The following is a 25112-nucleotide window of genomic DNA, read 5'->3' as shown; positions in this document are numbered from 1 at the left end:
CGAACGAGACCCGGTCTTCCGGATTGGAGTTCGCTACATCGGCCCTGATGAGCGCATTGAATTGAGCGATCGTGCCGAACTGTCCAAACAGGAAATTGGTGAAATCGAGGCATCGTTGGCGCGATTAGATCGGGCAAGTCGGCGAGGACCTTGGACCACCGCGGTGCTCACAGCAGTCGCAGACAACCACGGTTGTCGAGCAGCTGAACTGGCGGAGCTACTCGGCCGAGACAAGGACTCGCTGAAACTCGACGTCCGCAAATTGAAGAACCTTGGTCTGACGCGCAGCCTGAATATTGGTTACGAAATTTCACCACGAGGCGATGCCTACCTGCGAGCTATCCGCTCCAGATAGCTCACGTAGCGGTTCGCTCGCTGGCCTAGTGTGCATCGCCGATCTCTACAGCTTCTATCCCTCCGTGTATCACAACATTGACGAGACGGGTTCGTTAGCTCGCCCGGAACATCTCGATACGGCGCAAACACGTTCCTCCGCTCTGCGATCTGATGTGCATTGGGAACTCGTTCATGCGGCTCTCGACGAGGTGAGCGTGATCGTCGAGAGCCAAGGACGCGATGGCCCGCGTATAGCTCGGTGCCTGAAGGACGTTACTTGGCACCGAGCTATACGAACCAACGGCGGCTTAGATGCTGCGAAATTTTGGAGCCTCGGCACCTCGGTCTAACTTCGAGCAGGGGCACGAGGTCAGCGACAGACGTCAGCAGCCGATGCAATTGGAGAAGATTGTCACGCAAACGTAGTCAGTTCTTCGATGCGGTCGGTGAGATCGGTGCGCCGATTTTGCGAAATTCGGAATAGTCTCGTTTCTTGGGTGCCGCCGGTGTGAACCTCCGAGTCTTAACTCCGAGCAAATCTGCTCACCGACGTTGACAACCAAAGTTTGAGCATGCCCCCCCGCTCGTGAACAACTTGATCGGCATTCCGGAAGCAACTGGTCCCGTGCGATTGAGCTGTTTCATTTCGTAGATATTCGGTGCGCATCGAGCAGTGTGTCTGTGGTGCAATTCTTTTCGATTCCTCATAGGTTCGAGCGGCTTTTACGGACACGGGAGAAGGGACTTCTGGGATCCGTCGGTTGGTCGACATCTCGATGAGCCCGTTGTCGGGATGTAAACCTGATGTCATTTTTGCAGGTCATATCTGCCAAATCTCTCGGTTAAATCACTTGGATCATTCCGGTGTCGAGGTATATCGAGGGTGATCTTGTCAGCGAACAAAGGGCATGCTCGGTCGATTCTCGATGCATGTCGACAACCACCATGACGCTTCCACGCGCCTCAGGTACTTTGAGCCGCGCTGAATCCCGCTGGCTCAACCAAAGTGATTCCTCCCAGGTCAATTCCGCGAGGAAACATCAGATTCAATCAGTCTGAACACGATTGGAATGAGCGTCAGTTGTTGTGCGGGCTCCGCGAAGGGAAGTTGCAGTGGGAGGGCGATGGGATGCCTCCCATGAACCTGTCACTCGGTGATGCATCGGATACAAGGCACTAGCCGATGCGCCGGTAGAGGTCAGGCAGGAGTGAAAGTCCAGAGACATTTTTCTCTGAAGATATTTTTTGCCGCGATGTCACTCAGGTCCGGTCGGCGGGATCTTCCTATGAGTAGAAGGACCATCCGAGGCAGCTGCGCGAGCGCGCGGTTGACCGACCACAGGAGGAGCGCCATGCAGATGCAGACCGGAATCGATCGCCGCCAGGTGATCGGGGGTCGGCGATGACGAGTCCCGCGCAGGAAAAGGCTCCCGCCCGATTCGCTCGTTCCCCACGCATTAGTTCACTGCCGGCACGGTCGCATAACTGGGTTCGCGACAGCTTCTGCCTCGGAAGCGCAGCAGTGGGTGTCGGCGCCGCAGCCCCGCTGTTCGGGTATGCCGCCTTGTCCATTCCGGCGGCCGCAGGTCTGTCGATAGGCGCGGTCTACACCGGAGTTGTGGGGAAGAGAAAACAACTCCGAGATGTCGACGTCGACGAAGTTGTCGAACGACTCTGCCCCGTCATGGGACTCCCCGAAGCGACGCGGGCGGTGTTGTCAGTGACGAAGTGGAGCGGAGGGACACCGGGCGTGCCCGGAAAACTCACCGTCTATTACCAGTCGGCGCAACCGCTCAACGACGACACATGGGTCGACGACATCTGCGAGGTTTTCGAAGACCAAGGGTGGGGATTCTTCGCCCTCGCAGAACACGACCGCAACCGTCGGCGATTGATCTTCACACCCGCAGCGGAACCGGAACGAGAGCCCTCCGACAGTGAAGCGGTGGCGCGTGCAAAACGCTATGTCGGGCAACTGCTCGGACCGACCGCAACGGTCACCGCGATCGATGTCGATACCAAGACCGGAGAAGTCACCTCCATGAAGGTGCGGCACGAAATCGGATCGAAGCTCGTCTCGGACGGCTATCGAATTCGGGTCGAACGCGCGATCAATGCGATGTTCCCCGGACGCTGGCGCGCAAAGTGGAACCACCACACAGACGAGGTCACGTTCGAGCAACGCACCGAGTTTCCCGACAGCGTGTGGTTGCCTGCGCCGGACATCGACCCGGAAGTGGATTTGTTGGCCAGCTACGACTCGGTCGAGATCCCATACGGTGTCGACGAAGATGGCAACGAAGTGGTGTGGCGCCCCGCGATCGATCCGAATCTGATGTTGATCGGACCTCCCGGTAGCGGCAAGACAGTGACGGCACACAACCTGTTGGTCAACTTCTCTCGCCGCGGCTGGCCGATCTGGGTGCTCGATGGAAAATACGTCGAATTCCTCGGCTATCAGGACTGGCCCAATGTTCAAGTAGTCGCCACGTCCATCGAACAGCAAGTTGCGATGGTGCACCGTGCACGCGACTTGATGGAGTTCCGCTACGACAAGATCCGCAAGGGCGAGGCAACGGAAACGGACTTCGAACCGGTCCTGGTGTTCCTCGACGAGTGGGCGGAATTTCGCGGCAATGTCGAGGACTGGTATTTCTCGGTCAAACCAAAAGGTGGACCGAGGGAACCACCGGTACTCAACATGCTGGCGTCGATGGCGCGCAAGGCTCGCTCGTCGCGAGTGCATCTGGTCTTCGGCACACAGCGCCCCGATGCGATCTATTTCAAGGGCGATATGCGTGACAACTTCGCGATGCGCATCTCCATGGGGCGGCTCTCACCTCAAGCTGCCGTCATGATGTGGCAGTCGCCGGTGATCGGCACGAGCGTTCCGCGCAAGTGCCGAGGACGCGGCACCACTGTCACGGACACCTATCAGGCGCTCGAAATCCAGTGCTACCGCGTGCCGGACCCGCGGAAGACCCGAGACGGCACTCCCGACGCTGAACTTCTCGACAGACTTCGGCCAGCGGTGACCAGACACCCGCGGTTGCTCATCGTTCCTCCGGAATCTCTGGCAGACATCGACGCTTCCGATGAAACGTCAGAACCCGCGCCCCTGACCTATTTCGACTACGTCGACGCTGACTGGGTTCTTGCCAGTGACAGGCCTGACCTCGACCCGGTACTCACACGAGCGCGGATGAATGGCGACACCGATCCCCGGCTCGCATCGCCGACCGCATTGTTGGGTCTGTTGGGGGCGTCCGAAACTCCGAAGAAGCGACAAGCGATGGCGGACTTCGTCGACCTCGACACCTACCGCCGGCCGGCGTTCGCGACAACCGATGCCGCAGATGCGGGGGTGTTCCTCGACAAATTGTCCGGTGCTGCAACCCGAACGGAACAGACGAACGCCGAACAGGCCCGAACGAAACTCACTGTCGTTAGGGAGGCGGTCGCCCACACTGCTCTAGGCGAGGAACCGGACTATGCGTTCGTCGGAGGAGACGAACAGGAAGAGGGCCGATACGGTCCTGTCCAGGATGTTCGCGCCTCTGACGTGGAACTGGGAGATCTGTTGTTGATGGAGGACACCGACGAATGGGTCGTTGTCGACACCGAACCCGAACCCGACATCTTCGAAGACTCGTTGCTCTCGTTGACCTGGCGCAGTGACACCGACGAGATGGGCGATCTCGCGATTCCGGACAGTTCCTACGTCTCAATTCGCAGACCTGTTCACGTACCTGAACTCGAACCTGCGCCGGTGTGATCTCTGTCGAGCTCGGCCGGCATCCACTGCCGTGCGGCGGGGTCCCATGTCCCTGTGGATCTCCGCCCCGACAGCAATGGAGACAGTGCACGGCTGAGCTCGGCGAGTGCGTCGTCGAGGGTATGAAGCTCCGAATTCAACGACGTCGTCGACGCGAGTGCTCGATAACCCCCGGCCCAGCTCGGGCCGGGGGATGCAAGCGTGTGGGGGAGCGTGAGCACACGACGGGCCTGTTGGGCTCGTAGTGCGTTCACGGTGTCTGCGGCGTCGAACGTGCATGAGGTGATGATGAGTAGCAGATCAACGAGATCGCGGAAACGCGTTGAAGGAGTGGCCTTCTGAGGGCCGTGAAATTCGTACATCGCGCACAGTTTGTCAGCGATCTGATCGGCGACAGGTACGACAGTGAAGGTCGGCAGCGTCGAGACGTCTGCGATTTCGACGGCGGGGCGCGGCTGCAGTCGCTCCACCGGCCCGACCAAGGTGCGTTCGATCGCAATGTCGATCGGAAAGTTTCCCACGCGAGCAGAGCCGAGATAAACGGTTGCTTTCAATTGAGCCCCCCGACTGACTCCGGTCAGTGACCCTTTCGCCTCGATCTTGAAAGTGAATCGGTCCAGGTCTGGGCGGACGCTGAGAGCACGTAGTTCGTCGACGGCGCCGATGATGTCTGTTCCGGGATGAAGTAGATCGATGTCTTGGCTGTAACGGGCCCCAGGGATGCGAACGAGCATCCCACCACCTCCGGTGAGGATCCACCTCGAATCAGGTGATGCGAACACCCTCGCCAAGAACCGCTGGGTGAAGTATTCGCGTTGAAGTTCCTCAGTCGTGCGACCGCATGTTTCGGCCTGGCTTCCCAGGCGGGCCAGCAGTGCCCGGTGGAACGCTGCCGCGGACGGATAATGTTGTGCCACTATACAATTCCTTGCTTGCGCAAGGCGCGGAGCGCGGCAGGCAGAGCAGGATCACGCAGGATGTTCAGGACGCCTTTCCTGGCCTCGTCCGTGGCGCCGGCCTCTTTGTGGCGAGAGGCCCTCGTATCGGTTGGCGTGGACATCAGGTCCGAGGCGACAACGTCGTCGATGAGTGCGGCGACGAACCCTGCTCCGTCGCCGAGGGGAGCGCCGTAGAGGTGCGCGAATGGGCGCAGTTCGGACTCCAGTTGTTCTCGCGAGATCTGGTCGGTGCGCAGTGCATCCCACACCACTCCCGCGAGGTGTCCACCGTCTGTGCGAGAGCGAGCGAGGTCAACGATCGTCCTTGCTGTCGTCGTGACCGGCAGGCCGTCGAGGAGGGACCAGTCCGTAGGGTCCAGCGCGGCGACGTGGAAACGGACTCCGTCGCTACGTGTATTGCGCCGCCGCGGGACGGTGAATTCTGCAATGTCGGCATCGATGTCACCGAGTTCTCTCAAGTCGGCGGCCGTTCGATGAGAGGCGACCCCGCGGGGATCGGCACTGTTGATGCGCTCTGCTGCCGAGCGTGTCGGGTCGAGTGCAAGCCATTGGGCGCGTACGTGATCGGTGGGGTGAATCGGCGTCCCTGTCAGCCGGTACACGCCATGCCTGATGCGGGTGAGGATGAATCGGTCCGCCAACCGTTTGAGGTGTTGCGCACTTACGCCGGACTCGGCGGCTTGGGCTGAGGTGAACATGCCCCACTGTTCTTGGGCGTGGTCTGCCAGCGCCAGGATCCGATCATCACCTTTCATGCATCAATAATACCACTCAAGGTGTAATTTTTGACGTCCTGTTATTGAGTTTTGGTGACATTTGCTGCACGTGTGGCCGATAGTCGAACCAAAAAGCGCGGCAGGACGTATCGATGTCCCACGTCCGTCACGTGCGACGCGCCCAGGTTCCGAAATTAGTTTGCCCACGCGTGTCACACAGGACGCCCCCACCGGATCTTCCTACTCGTAGAAGCCCAATTCCGGCGACACGAGGAGATCGGTCATGTTCGACAGTCAGTCAGAACCCCAGCGGACCACCCCGAGTACGGCGAACTCGGCAGGTCTCTCTGACGCGGATCAGATGTCCCTGCTGATGGCAGCCCCACTGATCTTCGGTGTCGTCGTCGGAGCCCTTCCTTCCATGTCGGCCAGGGTCACAGCCTGGCTTCTCGAACACAACATGATCATCGGCGCCGCGGAATCGCCCTTGCTGGCCCTTCCGGGCGCGGAAGGTGCTGGCCTCGATGTCCGCCGGCTCATCGTCGTCGTCGCAGTCCTTGCGGTAGCGGTCGCTCTGGCGATCAGCGGACTACGCCAGGCAGTTGATCGTCGACGGCAGCAGCGGCTGCGAGTGGGTGATCAGGCGTGAAGAAAATCCTAGGTGCGGAGTCCGCGCTAACGAGCCTTGGGAAGAGGTCGAAGAGGTCTGGTTCGAGCTCGGAGGAACGCGGCACGAATCGTCTGAATCTCCACATGCAGGGCCTCGCCCAGCGCGGTGGCGTGGCGATCGGCGAGAGTCCCTTCGCCGCGCTCGATCCTGCCGATTGTTGTGGTGCTCAGGCCGGTGCGGCCGGCGATGTCCTTCTGGGTCAGCCCGGCGAGATTGCGCAGGTCAGCGATCGTTCTGTTCTTTTCTGGGACGACGATCAGTTGATCGAGAGGAATGCCGAGTTGCTCAGCGGCACGCGCCAGATGGTCAGGCGACGGTTGCGATCGTTCGGTTTCCCAATTGTGAACGGTGGTCGGGTCCACGCCGATTGCGCGGGAGAGGGCACCACGGCTGATTTTGGCCGCAGTACGAGCTTTCTCGAGGGCCTTCGGCTGGAAGCCGTTCAAAGGCAGTCTCACCTGGATTGTCCGTTCATCGCTGGACATCCTATTGAAGATGTAGATACCATCGTTGCATACCGGGTTTAGATTCCAGTGATAAACACCAGAAGGACCTCGACCAGCAGACATTCGCTGTTCTCGACCACCCGGTGCGCTCGAGTACGAACTGTTCACACGTACATGCGGCCTGACCAGCCGCTAACGGAAAAGAGCTTCCGATGACCACCAGCACCGCAGCACCGCAACGCTCGTCCGAAACTTCCAGCAGCCGCCGCGGCTGCCGCTCCTCGGCACGCCAAGCGTCGGTAGCTAGACTGAAAACAGCCGGAATCCCCGCCCGGTCTACTACACCCAGTCGCGACGACGGGTGGTTCCAGACATCGCGACAATCGGGTTCAGGGGGACGTGACGGGCAGGCTTGGACACCTGCCCGTCACGTCGATACATCAGTCGACCTCGCAAACGTTCGCTACCACGTCAACGCTCTGATGTGCGCGGGAATGACAACCGAGCTGATCGCTCAACTCGCAACACTGCCCGTCGCAACCATCCGGGCGTTGCGCAAGACTTCCACGACGTCAGCACCCCAACGTGTCGTCGACGCAGTCCTTTCCATCACCTTTCACCCCAGCCGCGGCCGCGATCTCACCCCCGCAGTAGGAGCGCACCGGCGCCTGCGCGCACTCAATGCAATGGGCTATGGAGACGATCTCTTGGCAGCGCGTCTCGGCGTCGACATCAACGTCGTCACCGGTATGCCCACCAAGAGCCTCATCCCCAGTGGCCTATGGAAGGCGATCGACAGCATCTACGACGAGCTGTCCATGCGCCCGGGCCCGGATGCAGAAATTCGTGAACAATCCCGTGCAGCCGGCGTCGTACCGCCACTCGGGTGGGACGACGATGAAATCGACAACCCCAAGGCGCGGAGTCAGGAACGAGTTCAACCACGCCAGGGAGCGGGAGCTGTTCCCGTTGACGAGGCAGTCGTGATTCGCCGGCTTGGTGGAGAACAGATGCCACTGCGCTTCTGCGAGCGACGCGAGATCGTGCGCATTGCGTTCGAGAAGGGATGGTCTCCTGCTGAGCTCGCGGCAACGCTTTCCATCAAATATGACTCGGCAGTCACCGAATTGAGCCGCTACCGGCGCGCACTGGCGCGCGATGCAGCTGCCGACAGCGATTCATCGCCAGAAGTGAGCAACCCGCAGGAAACGGCCGCTGAAGTACTCGCTCTGCGCGAAGAATCTGACGAACTGCCTCCTGTCGAGGCTAACTCGGGCCGGGAGCTGGAGCCGATCTTGCTCGACGAAGAATCGCCGGAAGAGGCGACATCGAACGCTCGCGCGGCGGCCGTGCACGACGTGAGGAACGGCCGAGTTCCGTTGCCAGATTCTCTGTCAGGGCATGAGGATGGTGCGACACCGAACCGCGCCGCGTGCCATCTGCCGCGCACTCTGAGTAAGCGCAGCCCCGGAGTAGGCCCTGGTGGTCGAATCATTCGCCATCAACCCAGACGAGACAGGTTGCATCCCAACTTGACTGGTCGATTGCTCGGACCCGATCAACACTTCAACGATGCCATGCAGTGCCGACCGTCGCAGCCGCTGTCACCCGCACATGCATCGCGTCGGCGCGGTCGATTCTTTTCAGGGGCTCGCACCAGTGCATTCGTTTACAGCCACGACAGCGGTCTGCCGCAGCGAAAGGCGAACGAAGGGAAACAACCGCAGGGATACGTGCGCCCGATCGACATCGCTGATAGCGGCTGAAGCAACTCTCGACGAGATTTCCGTTGAAGACTGAAAAGCATGCCAGGACAGTGCATTACGAAGATATTTTACGATTCTTACATATACAGGCATCTCCGGTCCCGACCTGAGAGCCCAGACGGGACCTGCTCATGAACACGACATTCGCCTCCGCGCTCAACACCATGACCCCCGGCGACGCTGTTATGTGTCTTGCTGCCGGGTCAGTCGAGCTTGCTCTCGATGACGCCCCGGAATCGATGCGCTGGCAATGGTTCGCAGACCTCCTGGACTCGCAGTGGGGGCTGACCGGCAGACTCGGCCCGATCCTGACCGAGCAGATCATCTCCGAATTGGAGCAGGTTGCCCGCATGTGCCGCGCCTCCGCGCAGCATTCGCTAGACCCTCAGGTGTGGATATCGGCATACCAATCGACTGCAACGCTGGTAGAAGACCCGGTGGTGATTTCAACGGACGCGCTGCACCTCGCGCTTTCTGCCGCCAACGACATCGCGCTGGAAGCAATGGACACTCCGGATCCTGATTTCTCTGTCGCCGTCACGTTGGCATTCGAAGCACTGACATCGGTAGCGGGTGTTGACCGCGAGGTGTCCAGAAGTTGGATTTTGACTGCAATCGGAGAGTGGGTTGCGAGGACAGAGTCAGCTCACGCGGGCCTCCGATCGGCACAATCGCGCGCAAACGCTGACAATAGGCAGATTGCCAATGCCTCCGTTGTTTCTGCAGGATGCAGCGAGAAGGCAATGCTGAAAGTGAGAGGGAATGCGTGAAACCGTCGTCCAATCAGAGTCGGTGAGTCCGGATCATTTCGGTTCGCCCAGTGCGTCCGTCGCCGGTAACGCGGGCAAAGGAAGGCAACGGCAAAAACGGTCGGTGATTACTCGCGAGAAAATCGTCGACGCTGCTGCCCGCCAATTCGATGCTTGCGGATTCGCTGCGGCAAGCATGAACGCCATCATCGAAAACGGGAACCTCACCAAAGGTGCCATATATTTCCATTTCCCCTCCAAAGAGGAACTTGCACAACAGGTTATCGAAAGATGGTCCACCATGGTGGATGAGGAGTATGCGGCTCTCGGAGAGCCTGACGGAGGTTCCCCCTACAGCCGGTTGGTGCGGTTCTGCAGCGAGGTGGCGCACCGCATCGATGCCGACCCCGGTCTGCGTGCTGGGTTGCTTCTCACTGTAGAACCCTCCGTCACTGGGGGGAAGAGCGCATACATCAAGTGGCGCAATAGTATTGATGACTTGGTTGTCCGCTCCATCGAGGCGGCCGAGATACGGGCGGGCGGCGCAAGCTACCGATTGTCCGATCAGGTGTGCGCGACGTTCATCGGCGGTGCCCAAATCCAGTCAATTGACGTCAGCTCCCCGAATTTGCAAACACGGGTAGCGGACGTGTTTGAAGGACTGCCCGAAAACCCGGACTAGCCCAACTACAGCACCTACGAAAGACGTTTCACTGCAACGTATTTCTATGGTCGCGCATCAGGAACTCAGGGGACTCCCGTATCCACGTTCGCACATGAGCAGGATCGAATCCGCGGTCACTATCCGCTTGCGGAACACCAGGAAGCGTCAGGTATTGAAATGGCACATTCGGACTCGTCAGCATCGTTCCACGACAGGGAAGTCCAAGATCTCGGCTTCGTCGGCCCCGATCGCTACGATTTGGTGCGCATTCTCGGTGGCGGAGGCCCTTCAAGCGATCGCGATTCCTACTTACTCGAGGAATACGAGCGCCGCGACGCTATAGCCCAGAAGTGGTACTACGAAGAAAAAGCCGCGGGTATGAGACGCAATCTCACGGCTCTCGTCGTCCTCGGAGCCTTCCTGATCGTGGCGTCGTTCCTGCTTCCCTATCTCTTCTAAACAGCTGCGCCGCACCTCTGCGCACGAGGTCATTCAAGGTCCAGCCCGTGTCTCGCTTCCGGATTCCCTATCGAGACCCGCCGCAGCGGCCGGTCGCATGAGGCGGCGGTGTGCCTTTCAGTCCACTCAGCGTCCTCGCCCTCGGCCACTGGTGGCGAAGGAATGCGTCACCCCTAGTATCAGGTTCGTGCCGAACGTGAGAACGCCCGACGCCGATATTTATTTCACCGACAGTGGGGGAGCGGGTCCCGTTCTGCTGCTCGGTCATGGATTCTTCATGGATTCGTCGATGTTCGCCCCGCAGATCGATGCACTCGCAGGCAAGGTCAGGGTGGTGGCCTGGGACTCTCGCAGGCACGGCCGAACAACCGATCACGGTGCCGCATTCACGTACTGGGATTTGGCTCGCGACTCCCTCGCGATCCTCGACGACCTCGGAGTCGAGACAGCAATCGTCGGCGGAATGTCGCAGGGCGGCTACACCGCGCTGCGGACTGCTTTGCTTGCTCCGGAGAGAGTCCAAGCGCTGCTGCTGCTCGATACCGAAGCATCTGCCTGCACCGATGACGAAAAAGCTGGATACAGGGCCATGTTCGATCAGTGGTGCAGCGATGCGCCGATCGAACCGCTTGTCGAAGCTCTGGCGCCTCAATTGATCGGTGGAGACTCACGAGAGTCGTGGGCGCCGTGGATCGAGAAGTGGACGTCGAGTGATCGTCGGGCGATTCGGCCGGCTGCGGAGTGCTTGATCGAACGCGACGATGTCGTCGACCGGCTGAGTGCCATCGCGGTGCCGGCCTTGATTGTCCGCGGTGAACACGACATGTCCGCACCTGCGACCAAAGCGAAACAGTTGTACGACCATTTGCCGCTCGCAGTTCCAGTCCTCACCATTCCCGGCGCAGGTCACGCGGCCAATTGGACTCACCCGCAGCCCGTGAACGAGACCATCGCCGCTTTCGTGAAGATGGTCGAAACCGGCTGGCTGTAGCGGTTCGAGCAGCTATTGCGTTCCCGGGATTCGCACCCCTAAGTACATCTGGACGGGGTAGTCGCCGCGCATTTCCGTGTGTACTTGGACGTGAACGCGGTATTCCTCGCCGGTGTCGGCATCGCGCAGGTGCATGAATGGCTGGTGCCGGCCGAATCGGACGTCCTCTTTGTCCCACAGGCGCCGAAAGGCCGGGAACTGGCTCAGTTCTTGCAGGGTTTCGATTGCCCATTCAGGGTTGTAATAGCGTCCCATCAACGCGCGGAACCAGTTCACCGTCAAGGTCGTCTCGGCTTCCCACTCCACCATGACGTGCTTGGACTGCGGCGTGGAGAAGAACCAGCGCAAAACATTGCCGTCGTCGAGAAGCCCTGGAAAGGCGCGATCGTAGGCAGCGTTGCACTCGATGACATTCCATCGCTCGTCCAGATAGGCCACCAAATGTGGATTGAGCGCTGTGATCACCGTGCGCATCTCGGGTGTGATGAGTGATCGGTACTGATCGAGCGTCCACGGCGTGGTCGATGTTTCCCGTTCAGTTTGAGTGCGACGAGCAAGGTTGTACAGATGTCGTCTCTGGGCCGGATCGAGGCCGAGCTCTCGTGAAACATCTTCGAGGAATTTGACCGATGGGTTCGGCGCTACGTTACGTTCGACCTGCGTGATATAGCTCACGCTCCAGTAATTGTTGGCCGCAAATTCGGCTCTTGTCAGACCATCCGGGTGCTGCGGCGTGGATCGGGTGCGCAACGCCCGAACGTAATCGCCCAGGTTGGGCGGTCGGACCGTGTCCATACGTGACCTTTCGCGGGTATCTGTAACGCGGCATAACACCCAAAGCGGAGCTACGACGAAAAGTCAATACTCGCAGGTAACACTCTTTAGTGGTACCGGCAACCCTCGCATCGGCCACACAAACCTGCTGTCCTGTTTCATAAGAAGACTCTCAGCTGCGTGGCAGGCAGGAGAGTGAAACAGCAGGGAGGCGAGTCAACACCGGGGCGGGGAGAACCTCGGAGTTTGCTCCAGAGGGGGATAGCCGTGCCACGTGTACAGCGAGGTTCAGGCAGGCGTTCCAGGAGGTCGCCGCTTGGCCTTCATGTACGCCCGATTCACCTGTTCCCTGGAAATCCCCAACGCTTCCGCCAAAGCGATCTCGATCTTCTCGGTGAGAGCGATCTCACCGCGTTCGATGCGCGTGATCGTGGTGGTCGTCAGCCCGCACACTTTGCCGAGCTGGGGTTGGGTAAGTCCGACCAAGCATCGATAGTCGCTGAGAAAGCGTTGCTCCGGATCCGTGACGACGACGTCGCCGATCTCGATGTTCAACGCCTTCGTGGCTCTGGCCAGGAAATCTATTTGAGGAGACACGGCACCGATCTCCCAATTGCGGATAGTCGCGGCAGTCGTGTCAGCCAAGCGGGCGACATCGCCGCGGGACATCCGAGCTGCCTTTCGGGCAACTGCGAATGCTTTTTTGTCGAAGCCGCGCAGGACGTTGCGGCTCATCGGGTTGGTCCGTCCATCGCTAGACACCATGCCGCAACCCTTCTAATATGCCATCCAGATTGGCTTTTAGATTTGTCATCAGAATTGACAAGAATTGCGGCGAACCTACCGCCACCGAAAAGCCGAGGCAAACCGTTCTGCAGCGCAGTTGGCGCCAGCCAGTCCAGGTCCCGTCCTACTGTCCCTGTACGACCTGCCCACCTCGTCCACTCGTCCACTGTGAAGGACCACCACACATGGCATCCCTACTGACCAAAAAGATCGATTCCATCCGCTCGTCCGGTGACAAACCACCAGCACATAACGGCGCAGACCCGGATGGCCCACCTGATCTGACTACCCGTGCGCGTGTTCGTCGACGCCCGATCTACTTGGCCGTGGGCATTGCCCTTGTCGTCGTCGCTGTGATCGGGATGCTCGCCGCTGTGAGTGCTATGCGCGCCACCACGGATGTCCTCGTGCTCGCCCGCGACGTCCAACAGGGTCAAGTCATCGAGTCGAAGGACCTCACGGTGAAGACCGTCAACGTCGACGCGGACCTGGGTGCGCTCTCAGCAGGTGAACGCGGCCGTGTCATCGGCATGAGCGCCGGCACGCGTCTGCCGGCCGGATCCGTATTGATGCCCGCAGCTGTCACCGACCAGGTAGTGCCCGGGGAAGGCCTGACGATGGTCGGCATCACCGTGGGATACCCACACCTACCGTCGGAAGCGATTGTCCCCGGAGACATGATCCGCGTCGTAGACACACCCCGCGAGGGCGACGATCCGCCCGTCACAGGACCCGTCAACACCAAAGCGCAGGTCTACTCCACAACCGTCATCGCGGAAGCAGGCGAAACCACCCTCAACCTTCTGGTCCCGGAAGCCGAAGCAAACTGGGTCGCCGCCCGCGCCGCCACGAAGCGCGTGTCCATCGTCCTCGACAACCGAGTGCGGTGATTCCCCATGTATCTCGCACTCATCTCAGCATCCGGGGCACCGGGGGTCTCCACGACAGCATTAGCTCTGGCCTTGAATTCACCGAGTAGCAACACGCTCTTGGTTGAAGCTGACCCCATCGGCTCCTCGCCGGTGCTCGCCGGATACCTGCTCGGAGGCCGCTACCACGACAAATCGTTGATCAACCTCGTCGACGCCAACCGTCACGGACGCCTCAAATCAGCGCTGGCCGCCGAGGTGATCACCTTCCCCGACACCACGGTCTCGGTTCTCCCCGGCCTTCTGCATTCCGCTCAAGTCGACGCAATGCGCGCCGTCTGGAGCCCACTCGGAATCCACCTCGCAGGACTCGGGGTCGACGATGCCAACGTCATCGTGGACGCCGGCCGGATCGGACAACACGGCTCACCGGTGGAAATGATCGTCAATGCCACGACTATTGCCATCGTCACCCGCACTACTCGCCCGGCACTGGCAGCACTGCGAGCGTCGATCAACGGATTGCGTCAACAACTGTCCGCTACACAGTCCACGGCAAGCCTCGGGCTGATCCTCATCGGCGAATCCCCGTACAACGCAGACGAAGTAGCCAAGGTCGCGGGACTCGATGTCATCGCGGTCATCCCGGATTCGAAGGACGCGCGGGTGTTCTCCGACGGTGAGGTGTTGACCAAGTGGCGCCGCCGTCGGTCGCTGTATCTGCGTGCACTGCACCGAACGACCTGGCCGAAGATCGAAAAATTCGCGGCCACCCACCAGGCCGACTGGAAGTCCAGCCTCGCCATGACAGGAGACCGACGATGACGACAGACGAGACAGCGCAGACTACGCACAAGAACATCACCGATCTCCCGTTCTTCTCCTCGATGCTTCCAATCGCCGATCAGCCCCAGACTGCCCCCGAACCAGTGGTGCCGGTGCCGGCGGAGACCGCGGATTTCTTCCGCACCAACAACCTTCACGACCTACCGCCAGCGCCGCGGCCCAATGCCCCTGGTGAGGTCGTACAGTCGCAGCGGAGTGCGGCCCCGAAGATCCCAGTCGACCGAAAACTCGTCCGCACCCTGCAGCGAGAAGCGGCCGAGCTGCTGCGCGAACACCGCACCAAGCGGGACCGAGAGCTCAACGATCCGAAGAACACGAAAATCGTCGCTCCCTTCACCGCAGACGAAGAACGCGAATACGGGCGAGAGACAATCACCCGGCTGGTGAAAAACCATGTCCAACAGACGATCCGGTCCGGAGGCGAAACCTTCGATCTCAACCAGGAACACGCCCTCATCAAGGCGATCTTCGACGCGCAGTTCCGCCTCGGACCTCTTCAAGACCTCGTCGAAGAACCTCACATCACAGATATTTACCTCAACGGCGACGCCGTGTACGTCAAATACCCCGACGGACACTACGAATCCAGAGACTCCGTCGTCGACAGCAGCGACGAACTCCTCGAATGGATGAGTCTGCTCGCATCCAGAGCCGACAACGGCGGCAGGCCCTTCTCCAGGATCAATCCCTCCCTCCGGCTCAACATGCAAGGCAACCACCGACTTTCGGTCCTCGGTTACACCACCATCCGGCCCTCTGTCGCAATCCGCATCCACCGCCTGACCAACATCACCCTCGAACAACTCTCACTCGACCACCGCATGATGCCCCCAGAACTTGCACACATGCTCGGGTGCGCCATCCGAGGAAGAGCCTCGACCGGAGTCGGCGGCGGAATGGGCTACGGCAAAACGACATTCGCCCGCGCCCTGGCCAACGCACTCCCCATCCAGACACGAATCGGAGTCGCCGAAACCGAACGAGAACTCTTCCTCGACGAACTCCCAGGCCGTCGAGACTTCATCGTCGATGCAGAAATGATCATGGGCGGCGGTGAGCGCGGCGCAGACGGACAACTTGCCGGCGGCTTCAGTCTGAGCGCAATTCTCTACGAGTTCGTCCGCCAGGGACTCGACTTCCTCGTAGTCGGTGAAATCGCAGGCCTCGAGATCCTCGCCCTGGTCAAGGCCCTCCAAACGGCCAATGGCGGAATTTTCACCACCCACGCTTACACCGCACGCGGTGTCATCGACCGACTCGCCAACCTCGCCCAAGAGCCGCCGATGAACGCGTCAGCGGAATACATCGAGCGGCAACTCGCCGAACACGTCGACGTGATCGTTCAGCTGGCGACGAAGGTCAGGGTCAGCCGCGAAGGCACCACAACCGCAGTCCGATACGTCTCCGAAGTCGTCTACGTCGAACCTGGCGACACCGACAAGCTACCCAGCTTTTCCAACATCTACCGCGGATACTCCGACGGCACAGGCGTATTCGGCAGCATCCCGCAGCCGATGCTACGCAAGCTCCTCGCCGGCGGATTCAAGAAAGTGGACCTCCCTCCCGACACTCTTCGGAGTTTTGACGAAGAACGCGATCTGTTCGACGACGAAGGAGCTGCATGATCATGTACCAACAAATCGGCGTCTTCCTCGTCCTGCTGCTCTGCGCAGGAGTCGGCTGCCTCGTCGTGGGGTGGAGGGACCGCCGCGACCCCACAGCCCCCACTCGCCAGCGCCGCCGAAAGGGCGAACGAGCAAAACTATCGGGCACCACCCAACTTCTCCTGGCCGTCGGAATCGGCGCAGGCGCCACCGTCTACTACCTGAGCGGATGGCTCTTCACGCTCTTCCTCGTCCCCGCCCTTCTCGTGGGTCTTCCCTACCTCCTGAGCCGACCGGAAGCCGAACACCAGATCAGTCGCTTGTCCTCGATGGACGAATGGACACGCAACTTGTCGAGCAGCATGCGAGCCGGCTCCGGAATCGAACACACCATCATCTCGACCCCCATCCCAGAAGCGCTGAAAGACGAGATCACCGCCTTCATCAACAGGCTCCGCAACAATGTCCCACCCGCCGAAGCGGTCACACGATTCGCATCCGACCTCAACGACAGCGTCGGTGACAAGATCTGCGGCGCCCTCCTTCTCGCTATGCAACTGCGTGGTGTCGGCCTGGCCAACGTCCTCGAAGGCCTCGCCGAAGACGTAGGCGACACCGTCGCCCGCCGCCGCCGCATCGAAGCGGACCGCAAATCGACTCGAACACAAGCCAAATGGGTCACCATCATCACCATCGCCGTCCTTGCCGCAGCGTTCGCCTTCACGAATTTCATGGAGCCCTACCGTTCAGGCGGAATGCAGATCGTCCTGCTGATCCTGCTGACGCTCTTCGCTGCGGATCTGTACTGGATGAAACAAGCCACCAAGCCGCCGGTCTACCCGCGGTTCATCGGAACCAACGACCGCGTCGAACGCACTGACCTCGTAGGAGCGCAGCGATGAGCATCACCATGACGATCATCGTCTATACCAGCGTCGGCACAATCGGCATCTACCTCGTGGCCCTGTACTTCCTGCGAGCCCAACCCGCCCTCACCGACGTGATGTCCAGAATGTCCGGACCCGCGCCGGAAAAAGCAAACACCGCAGGAACATCACTCGTCGACGGGCTCGCCAACAAGCTCGGCCTCCGCGTACACCCCTACCTACAAGACAGCCGATTCCTCACCCTCCCCACAGCGGACCTCTCACTGCTGCACAAAGATCCGGCGCACGTACTCGGCGAAAAACTTGTCGCGGCGTTCTTCGGCCTGCTGATCTTTCCGATACTGAATCTGGTTCTGACAGCGTTCGGACTGGGATTGGCATGGTCGATGCCGGCGATCCTCTCACTCGCGACCGCCGTCTTCCTCTTCATGATTCCCGACATCGACATCCGTCGACGCGCAGCTGCCGCCCGCGCCGAATTCGCACAGGCTCTCAGCTCCTACATCGACCTCGTCGCGCTATGCCGACGAGGCGGAGTCGGATCCACGCAATCCCTCGAGATCGCCGCCCAAGTCGGAGACAGTTGGGTGTTCCTCCGACTCGACGAGGAACTCTACGAAGCGGGCCGCTCCGGCGAAGCGCCCTGGAGTGCTCTCACTCGCGTCTCGCAGCAGCTCGGACTCGCAGAACTCGGCGACCTCGCAGACATCATGACGATGACCGGTGACAAAGGCGCCAGCGTCTACACCTCACTGCGAGCCAAAGCCGCCAGCCTGCGCTCCGCACAAACCTCCGCTGAACAGTCCGCCGCCGTCGAGGCAACGGAGAAGCTCGCCATGCCCCTTGCCGGCCTCGCCGGCCTGTTCATGGCACTACTCCTGATCCCGGCGGTATCTGTCATCAGCGGCTAATCAAACCCACGAAAGGAAATCCCTCTGAACAGGCAAAACGAAGAAGGACTCATCGAACGGACTCATCCAGTCCAGGACAACTGCTACACATCCAGCACACCAATAAGGAGCACGCCATGACCACCAAGGCCATCACCACCACCCGCCGCGCAACCCGCGCTGCCATCACCTCGTACCTCGCACTCACGATGATGTTCGTCGCTGCACTCGCAGGAAGCCTTCTGCAGCGTGCAGGCGGTAAGGATTCGGACCGTGGCCCGTCCACCCTCGAGTACGTCATCATGGCCGGAATCGTCGCCGTCGCGGCCATCGCGGCCGGCGCCGTAGTCGTCCAGAAGATCCAGTCCCGCGCGGACTCCATCCCCGACTGAAGCTGCCGAGCGCAGTTCGGATGCTGGAGAACAAAACCATGGGCTTGTCGATAGCGCTGAGGACATGGAGTGCAACTTCGCTCTCCAGTGCTCGGCGCTATCGATGCCCGACAAGTCCAAGCCTTGCCATTTCGAGAACGAGAGAAACGAGAAAAGGGGGTATTAGATGTTGATCGCGATGAGCATTGTCGCCGGCGCACTTGCCCTCTGCGGCGTTGTCTGCCTCGTCTTCAGTTACTGGACGATGGAGCACGTAATTCTGTGGTCAATGTTGGCATCACTTCTGGTGACGTTTTCTACCTTCTTTTTCCCGTGGAGAACATCTTTGGTCGTTATTGGGGGTGTGGTACTCGGAGTGGGGGGTCTTTTCGGTCTCCGCTACATCGTCGACACAACGATCCAACATCGGCGAGGGCCAACCGAAGTGCCCCGCATTCCGCTGTGATTCTTCCTTGTCGAACGAACGATTTTGGAACGGCGACATACGAAAAATTCACGGACCCGCCAAATGAGAAGAGGAATTCATGATCATCGCCATCAGCGCATTGGTTAGTCACTCGACCGGATGATCAGTTGCCAACAGTTTCGAAGAAAGTAGGTCAAGGATGAAGCTTCCAGAACTCGTGATCGCCTGGTCATTAGCAATAATGCTGACGATTTCGCTCTGTGTTGTCCTTTTCGATGAATGGCAAACTGCCCTGCTTGCTGTGATCGCAATCGCCGTCGGCTTGCTGTTCCTATTCGACCTAACCTTCAACGGGTATAACGGTCTCGAAACACTCCTCCTGCTATCGCTTCTCGTTTTTTGGGTAGTCGGGTTTTGTACCTACTTCACTAGTTCAGTGCAAACATCTCTGATCGCGCTTGGCATCGTGGGCACCTGCATCCTGGCGTTCTACCTGATTGGGAGTTCTGTCCAACTCCGACTTGAAATCTCGCGCAACCGATTGCAAGAAGGAGAATCTTAGTGTCGATCATGATGACCGCCTTCGCTGTCGTAAGTGTTCTCAATGCAACAGCATTCACCGACCACCAGGCCCGCTGAAAGGTAGAAAACGGATGATAACCACACTCGGCGTACTGCTCGTCACGATGGCTCTCTTGCTGGCGATAGTAGCCATCATCGATGACCACTCCATGGCGTTCATTTACGCCCCCATGGCTGCGGTAATCATGATAATCGTCCTGCCGTTCCTGGCGACCGACCTGATTACCGACGAAAACACGTCCCGTGCAGCACGTTTCGGCACCTTTGCCGCAGCATTCCCCCTCTCCATAGCCTTTGTAGCCGCAGTGACATGTTCTGCCGTGTTCGTCCGCAACCGTGTGGAAACCAAACGCAGAATCGCAGCCCAAAGAGATCTCGCCACCTAACCCGACCCACCAACCGGACCGCAGAGAAACGGACAGTCATGACACTGGAACAGCTGATCGACCGGTGGCGCCACGACGACCGAGGGCCCACCACGCTCGTCACCGTCATCGCGATGGTCGCTTTCCTGATGATGTTCTCCGTACTGCTGCAAACCGCCCTGTTCTTCCACGCACGGGACGTCGCCAACACCTGCGGCGAAAAAGCATTGCAAGCCACACGTTCTCAGCAAGGGAACCAGGCGCTCGGGCTCGCTGCAGCGAACGCGTGCATCGCGAAATCCGGATCGGGTGACCTTCAAGCTCCGGTCGTGTCAGTGAACAAGACACTCCGCGAAAGCACCGTCACGATCACCGGCAAGTCCCCGTCCCTCGTCCCGGGGCTGGAATTCGCCATCACCGTCGACCACACCAAACCCACAGAGCGCGTGACCAATCCCGGAGGTGTCGGATGAACCTGAACCAGTGGATCGCTCGCGCCCGCTCAAACGATCGAGGAGATGTGACCATCGAGTTGTGCCTCGCGATCGTCGTCCTCCTCGTCCTACTCGGCTGGATGTACGCATACGGCGTCAACCGCCAGGCACATCAAAAGGTCGAGCACGCCGCAGGAGAAGCCGCCCGAGCAGCATCACTCTCACGTACCGCTACTCAAGCCAACCCCCTCGCATACCAAGCGGCCCTGGACTCCATGGACGGTCAAGGACTCAAATGCACGACCATGAACGTCAGCGCTGACACCTCCGGATTCCGCACGCGCCCAGGAGTATCCGCAACCGTCGAAGTCACCGTCAGTTGTGAAGTCTCCTACGACGCCCTCGGATGGCCCGGCGTCAGCGGAGGACGAACTATCGAGGTCACTGCAATCTCACCCATCGACACCTTCCGGGAGCGCACCAGATGATCACCGCCCTGCGTAAGCGACTCACCTCCAGGCTCCCCGAGGAACGCGACAAGGGCGCCGTGACGCTGATGACCGTGATTCTCGCCCCCATCCTCATATTCTTCGTGTGGGGACTCATCGTCGACGGCGGCGGAATGCACACCGCAGCTCAACGCGCGGACAACGTCGCCGAAGACGCCGCCCGCGCGTCCGGACAGCAGATCGTCGGATCGCTCAGTGCGCGAGGGATCGATACGGTTGTCGACCCCGTACGCGCAGTGGCGGCCGCGAAACGCTACCTCGCCGACGCCGGTGTAGAGGGTGAGGTCATCCCCACAGGGCCTCGCACACTGCTGATCACCACCCGCATCGTCTATGACAACAAGCTTTTGCCCCTTGGTTCGAAAGTGATCACGGGCAGCGCAACCGTGAACCTCAACCGCACCAACGCAGGGGAGGTGTACCGGCCATGAGTGCTCGCACAGTCCGATCCCGCCTCGCAGGACTCGGGTACCTCCTGATCCTGCTACTGCTCGTGGCAGGGATCCCCGCAGCACTGTGGGCATTGCGCGGTAATCCTCTCGACATCCCCTTCTCGGATCTCGAGAGTCTGCTCTCCAGCCCCGACGACGGCAGCCTCCTCGTCGCACTTCTGCCCCTCGTCGGCTGGGCCGCCTGGGCGACATTCACCCTCCCGATCCTTGTCGAGCTCGCAGCCACACTCCGGGGCGTCAAGGCACCGAAGATCCGACTTCTCGGATCGCAACAGAAAACGGCGACATTCCTCGTCAGTGGTGCACTGCTTCTACTGACAGCCGGCACCGCAACCGCTACACCCGCACTCCCGCAACCAGCAGACAGCGCATCACCTGCGCCCTACGCACCGATCGCCGCACAACAAGACCCGAGCGGCCCCGCCCACACTCAGATGGACCCCCGCGCTGCACGGCCCGCAGTCCAACCCGCCGGCCCGACCGTGACCACCGAACGCGGAGACACCCTGTGGGGACTCGCCCACACTCACCTCGGCGACGGAAGACTGTTCACCGAACTGCTCGAACTGAACAAAGACGTTGTCCCTGAAGCGGGATTCCTCGCAGAAGGAATGACGCTGCAACTCCCTGCGGCAACCCAGGACGTCGTACAAGGCGCCTACACCGTCCAAGCTGGAGACACGCTTTGGGACATCGCCGACCGAGAGCTCGGCGATCCTTTGCGTTTTTCTGAGATCACCACTGCGGACGGGTCGCCCGCCGGAGACCTGATCACAGTCGGACAGCAATTGATCATCCCATCCGACTCCGCCCAAACACCCGTGCCGGCAGCGGACGCAGCCCCCCAGCCGGCGGTCGTACCTGCGCCGGCGGTGGAGGTATCCCCGGAGGCGGCGACGGCACCTGCGCCGGCGGTGGAGGTAGCCCCCGAGGCGGCGGCACCGGAACCAGCTCAGGCGCAGATACCCAACCCTGCACCGGAACCCCTCCCGGAAATTGCAGCGACACCGAACTGGCAACTCGACCCCATCGAGCCCCAGATGCCTGCGAACATGGCCCCTGATGCCGAAGCGACCGTGACCACCGCCGATACGGAAGACGACTCCTCCAACTCGTCTGACGTCGTCTACATCGCCCTCGGTATCTCCGCGCTCGCCGCCGCCGGCCTGACCGGTCATCTCGCGCTGCGCCGCCGGCAACAGCAGCATCGTCGCCGCCGCGGTGAGCGCATCGCCCTGCCCGCCAAGGAAGCAATCCTTGCCGAACAAGCATTGACGGCCGCCGTCGATCCGTTGACCACCGCTCATGTCGATATTGCATTACGGAACCTCGCGCAGTACTGCCGAGCGAACGAGATCTCCATCCCCCGACTGCTTGCGGTTTTCATCGGCGACGACACCATTGAACTCGGGCTGATCGAGAAGATCTCGCTGCCCCAGCCTTGGATGCAATCAGACGACGACACGTGGATGGTCGACCCACGGGCGTTCCCTCGGTCGGTCCCGGACATCGACGTCAGCCCATACCCAGCCCTGACTGCGATGGGAGCCAGCGACGACGGGCGAGAGCTCATGCTCAATTTGGAGGAAATCGGGCATCTCTCCATCACCGGCACACCTACCGCGACCGCAAATGTGCTTCGCGCGATGGCCGTCGAGCTTGCCGTATCGCCTCTAGCCGATTCCCTTCACCTCAACGTCGTCGGATACTGCGGCGACCTCGCAGGCGCAGTGAATACCGGCCGTATCACGCACTCGGACAACACCGACGAGGTGTTGGCGCGCTTGGCCCGCCACCTCGAACGCGACGCCGACATCCTCGACGAGAACGACATCGAATCCATCGCGCATGCACGGAGCGTGTACGAAACCAGCGAGCTGACTGCTCCGGAAGTCGTCCTCATCTCGGACCCGCTGACAGCTGAACAAACAGAAATTCTGGCCGCGATCGCCGAGAACGCACCGCGGATCGCGTTCGCCGCAGTCACGACGCAGAACGCGAATACTCGCTCCGACTGGACGTTGGATGTCGCCGACGACGGCACTGCAACACTGGTCCGCCCAGGTATCGCAACCGCGCAGCTCACTGTCACAACACTCGACGAAGCCGGCTACGAAAGCATCGTCAGTCTGTATGCCACCACCACGCATGATCCTTCCCCAGCTACCCAACCCGAAACTGCGGACTTCAGTTGGGAGGGGGCACGTCTCGACTTCGACATCACGACCGAAAATCTCATCACCAGTGCCGACCCTGCGGCATTCACCGTAGTTCGCAACGACGACAACGTAATTGAGGGAATCAACTCCGAGACAGTCGGTGACATCGAAACCGACCGTGGCGGCCACACCGAAACCGAAACCGTCGCATACGAGGCTGACGTCCCCACAGCTCCACACATCTGGATCCGCGTCCTCGGAGAACCCACCCTCACCCCACTCACCCCAGGCTCAACGGACCGAGAAAACTCGCGAAGCCTCACCGAAATCGCCGCTCTACTCGCATTCAGCGACGACGGAGTGCCCGCAACTGAGCTCACCGCAAAGATGTGGCCCCACGACGTCGAACTCGTCAACGCGGCCAGCACTGCCGAAGAAGCGAAGACGGCAAACGCGCGGCTCCGTAGCCGCCGCAACCAAGCCGTCACACGACTGCGCAGCTGGATGGGAGATACCGACACCGGGGACGCAGCGCTCATCAAGTCCGGAGACCGAACCGGCCGAACGCCACTTCGCCTCCACCCTTCAGTGACCACAGACTGGGACTACTGGAACCAGCTCGTCGACGCTCACCCTGCGACGACGACAACCGAACGCCTTGAATCTGCACTAGCGCTGGTGACCGGTCAGCCCTTCACCAGCGACGACCCGATTGCCTACCGGTGGGCAGATCACATAAAGCAGGAAATGATCTCCGCGATCACCGACGTCGCAGAAGAGCTCGCCGGCCGCTACATCCGCGGCGAACAGGTCACCCAGGACCTCGATGCCGCAGGAAAGGCAGCCCGGGCCGGCCTCACGGTCGACAGTGCTCACGAAGGCTGCTGGCGAGCGGCCATCATCGCCACCCACTTCTCCGGGGACATCGAAACCACCCAAACCCTCATCGACACCCTCAAAAGCGAACTCGACGAACTGCAAGTCGACGCACACCCGGAGACCAACGAACTCCTCAGACAGCTCGACACCACCACCGACTACCGCATCGGAGCCGCATCATGAACCGCCGCCTCGCAGCCATGCTCACCCTCACTGCGGCGGCCTGCCTGACCGCAAGCTGCAGCATCCTCAGCCCGGAGCCCGGCACCCTCAACACCAGCAGCGGCCCGACCTTTACCGGCCCCCCTGGATCGGGAAAATCACCTGAACAGCAAGCAGGAGAAGGTGCCCTCGCCAAGATCAGCGAGTACTACACCGTGCTCGCACGATTGAACTCCGACCCCGCTGCCCCGCTCTCTGACCTCGATGCCGTCGCGGCCGGCCGTTTCCTCGACAGGACCAAGAAAGAGATCACAACCAGTCGCAACGGAAACCCGACGCCACCAAGCGATCTCAAAGTACTCAAGAACGTGATTACCAAACACGACATCCCCATCGACGAGACCGGCGCACCGACAGCGGGAACTGCCACGCTCCAAATGGACGTCTGCATCAGCAAGCCAGTGGACAAACTCGAACTCGGAAAACCGATCCTGACGAACCCGTCGTGGCCCGACCCAGCAGGATGGAGAGTCACAGCCGACTACACACAACCCGGAACACCCTGCAGCGCCGGAAGCTTCTAGG

General features: G+C 60.5%; 25 protein-coding genes. 20 read left to right on the top strand and 5 right to left on the bottom strand.

Annotated elements, in window-relative coordinates:
• Positions 1-1738 precede the first annotated feature (1738 nt).
• Positions 1739-4111, top strand: a complete 2373-nt coding sequence (locus ACKAMS_RS30190; protein ID WP_238704741.1) for a type IV secretory system conjugative DNA transfer family protein — start codon at positions 1739-1741, stop codon at positions 4109-4111.
• On the opposite strand, the gene ACKAMS_RS30185 is transcribed toward ACKAMS_RS30190, so the two are convergent.
• Entirely contained in the window at positions 4078-5028 is a 951-nt protein-coding gene (locus tag ACKAMS_RS30185; RefSeq protein ID WP_118604079.1) for a nucleotidyl transferase AbiEii/AbiGii toxin family protein, read from the bottom strand. The two genes, ACKAMS_RS30190 and ACKAMS_RS30185, sit on opposite strands and share 34 nt — an antisense overlap.
• Positions 5028-5825 carry a type IV toxin-antitoxin system AbiEi family antitoxin domain-containing protein gene (locus tag ACKAMS_RS30180; RefSeq protein WP_118604082.1) on the bottom strand — a complete coding sequence of 266 codons (798 nt, stop codon included), beginning with the start codon at positions 5823-5825 and terminating at the stop codon, positions 5028-5030. The genes ACKAMS_RS30185 and ACKAMS_RS30180 overlap by 1 nt, the downstream gene beginning before the upstream one ends.
• A gap of 244 nt (positions 5826-6069) precedes the next feature.
• Here ACKAMS_RS30180 and ACKAMS_RS30175 point away from each other — a divergent pair, with 244 nt between their 5' ends.
• Positions 6070-6435 (top strand): hypothetical protein, encoded by a 366-nt coding sequence (locus ACKAMS_RS30175; protein ID WP_118604085.1) that lies wholly within the window; start codon positions 6070-6072, stop codon positions 6433-6435.
• A gap of 26 nt (positions 6436-6461) precedes the next feature.
• Here ACKAMS_RS30175 and ACKAMS_RS30170 read toward each other — a convergent pair whose 3' ends face one another.
• Positions 6462-7025: a helix-turn-helix transcriptional regulator gene (locus ACKAMS_RS30170; protein ID WP_238704742.1), complete on the bottom strand. Its 564-nt coding sequence runs from the start codon at positions 7023-7025 to the stop codon at positions 6462-6464.
• Positions 7026-7396: 371 nt separating this feature from the next.
• Between ACKAMS_RS30170 and ACKAMS_RS30165 the strand changes: the two genes are divergently transcribed.
• The 5 genes from ACKAMS_RS30165 (at position 7397) to ACKAMS_RS30145 (ending at position 11531) form a co-directional block, all read left to right on the top strand.
• Positions 7397-8668, top strand: coding sequence for a hypothetical protein (locus tag ACKAMS_RS30165; RefSeq protein WP_372581612.1), 1272 nt, complete (start codon positions 7397-7399; stop codon positions 8666-8668).
• 131 nt (positions 8669-8799) lie between these two features.
• Entirely contained in the window at positions 8800-9438 is a 639-nt protein-coding gene (locus ACKAMS_RS30160; RefSeq protein ID WP_118604096.1) for a hypothetical protein, read from the top strand.
• On the top strand, positions 9431-10099 hold the full coding sequence (locus tag ACKAMS_RS30155; protein ID WP_238704743.1) for a TetR/AcrR family transcriptional regulator: 669 nt from the start codon (positions 9431-9433) through the stop codon (positions 10097-10099). Before ACKAMS_RS30160 ends, ACKAMS_RS30155 begins: the two co-directional genes overlap by 8 nt.
• A gap of 159 nt (positions 10100-10258) precedes the next feature.
• Positions 10259-10540 carry a hypothetical protein gene (locus ACKAMS_RS30150; RefSeq protein ID WP_118604099.1) on the top strand — a complete coding sequence of 94 codons (282 nt, stop codon included), beginning with the start codon at positions 10259-10261 and terminating at the stop codon, positions 10538-10540.
• Between the two features lie 187 nt (positions 10541-10727).
• Positions 10728-11531 (top strand): alpha/beta fold hydrolase, encoded by an 804-nt coding sequence (locus ACKAMS_RS30145; RefSeq protein ID WP_118604102.1) that lies wholly within the window; start codon positions 10728-10730, stop codon positions 11529-11531.
• A 12-nt stretch (positions 11532-11543) separates the two neighbouring features.
• On the opposite strand, the gene ACKAMS_RS30140 is transcribed toward ACKAMS_RS30145, so the two are convergent.
• Together ACKAMS_RS30140 and ACKAMS_RS30135 are read right to left on the bottom strand one after the other, a co-directional pair.
• Complete coding sequence (locus ACKAMS_RS30140; RefSeq protein ID WP_070160971.1) at positions 11544-12326, bottom strand: helix-turn-helix domain-containing protein; 783 nt, start codon at positions 12324-12326, stop codon at positions 11544-11546.
• A 267-nt stretch (positions 12327-12593) separates the two neighbouring features.
• Entirely contained in the window at positions 12594-13070 is a 477-nt protein-coding gene (locus ACKAMS_RS30135) for a helix-turn-helix transcriptional regulator (protein WP_083291530.1), read from the bottom strand.
• A gap of 206 nt (positions 13071-13276) precedes the next feature.
• Here ACKAMS_RS30135 and ACKAMS_RS30130 point away from each other — a divergent pair, with 206 nt between their 5' ends.
• The 13 genes from ACKAMS_RS30130 to ACKAMS_RS30070 all read left to right on the top strand — a co-directional run bounded on the left by ACKAMS_RS30130 (position 13277) and on the right by ACKAMS_RS30070 (position 25111).
• Entirely contained in the window at positions 13277-13981 is a 705-nt protein-coding gene (locus ACKAMS_RS30130) for an SAF domain-containing protein (RefSeq protein ID WP_118604105.1), read from the top strand.
• A 99-nt stretch (positions 13982-14080) separates the two neighbouring features.
• Positions 14081-14785 (top strand): hypothetical protein, encoded by a 705-nt coding sequence (locus ACKAMS_RS30125; protein ID WP_238704744.1) that lies wholly within the window; start codon positions 14081-14083, stop codon positions 14783-14785.
• On the top strand, positions 14782-16431 hold the full coding sequence (locus ACKAMS_RS30120) for an ATPase, T2SS/T4P/T4SS family (RefSeq protein ID WP_118604108.1): 1650 nt from the start codon (positions 14782-14784) through the stop codon (positions 16429-16431). The genes ACKAMS_RS30125 and ACKAMS_RS30120 overlap by 4 nt, the downstream gene beginning before the upstream one ends.
• 2 nt (positions 16432-16433) lie before the next feature.
• A complete protein-coding gene (locus ACKAMS_RS30115; protein ID WP_070161042.1) occupies positions 16434-17312 on the top strand; it encodes a type II secretion system F family protein in 879 nt (292 codons plus the stop codon).
• Positions 17309-18208, top strand: a complete 900-nt coding sequence (locus ACKAMS_RS30110; RefSeq protein ID WP_118604111.1) for a type II secretion system F family protein — start codon at positions 17309-17311, stop codon at positions 18206-18208. The genes ACKAMS_RS30115 and ACKAMS_RS30110 overlap by 4 nt, the downstream gene beginning before the upstream one ends.
• A 116-nt stretch (positions 18209-18324) precedes the next feature.
• Positions 18325-18579 (top strand): hypothetical protein, encoded by a 255-nt coding sequence (locus tag ACKAMS_RS30105; protein ID WP_118604114.1) that lies wholly within the window; start codon positions 18325-18327, stop codon positions 18577-18579.
• Between the two features lie 605 nt (positions 18580-19184).
• Positions 19185-19547 (top strand): hypothetical protein, encoded by a 363-nt coding sequence (locus tag ACKAMS_RS30100; RefSeq protein ID WP_118604120.1) that lies wholly within the window; start codon positions 19185-19187, stop codon positions 19545-19547.
• Positions 19548-19638: 91 nt separating this feature from the next.
• A complete protein-coding gene (locus ACKAMS_RS30095) occupies positions 19639-19953 on the top strand; it encodes a hypothetical protein (RefSeq protein WP_118604123.1) in 315 nt (104 codons plus the stop codon).
• A 38-nt stretch (positions 19954-19991) separates the two neighbouring features.
• The gene (locus ACKAMS_RS30090; RefSeq protein WP_070160957.1) at positions 19992-20405 is read left to right on the top strand and encodes a hypothetical protein; all 414 of its coding nucleotides are present in this window, start codon (positions 19992-19994) and stop codon (positions 20403-20405) included.
• Positions 20402-20854 carry a pilus assembly protein TadG-related protein gene (locus ACKAMS_RS30085; protein WP_118604126.1) on the top strand — a complete coding sequence of 151 codons (453 nt, stop codon included), beginning with the start codon at positions 20402-20404 and terminating at the stop codon, positions 20852-20854. Before ACKAMS_RS30090 ends, ACKAMS_RS30085 begins: the two co-directional genes overlap by 4 nt.
• The gene (locus ACKAMS_RS30080; protein WP_058037093.1) at positions 20851-21306 is read left to right on the top strand and encodes a TadE/TadG family type IV pilus assembly protein; all 456 of its coding nucleotides are present in this window, start codon (positions 20851-20853) and stop codon (positions 21304-21306) included. Before ACKAMS_RS30085 ends, ACKAMS_RS30080 begins: the two co-directional genes overlap by 4 nt.
• A complete protein-coding gene (locus ACKAMS_RS30075) occupies positions 21303-24548 on the top strand; it encodes a LysM peptidoglycan-binding domain-containing protein (protein WP_118604129.1) in 3246 nt (1081 codons plus the stop codon). The genes ACKAMS_RS30080 and ACKAMS_RS30075 overlap by 4 nt, the downstream gene beginning before the upstream one ends.
• On the top strand, positions 24545-25111 hold the full coding sequence (locus ACKAMS_RS30070) for a hypothetical protein (protein ID WP_058037091.1): 567 nt from the start codon (positions 24545-24547) through the stop codon (positions 25109-25111). The genes ACKAMS_RS30075 and ACKAMS_RS30070 overlap by 4 nt, the downstream gene beginning before the upstream one ends.
• Position 25112: the final 1 nt, after the last annotated feature.

Origin of the sequence: Rhodococcus sp. 5A-K4, from assembly GCF_046097995.1 — a bacterium.
In the GTDB taxonomy this organism is placed as follows: Bacteria; Actinomycetota; Actinomycetes; order Mycobacteriales; family Mycobacteriaceae; genus Rhodococcus_F; species Rhodococcus_F erythropolis.
Note: the sequence above shows the minus strand (reverse complement) of the source record. Positions and strands in the feature narration are given on the sequence as shown.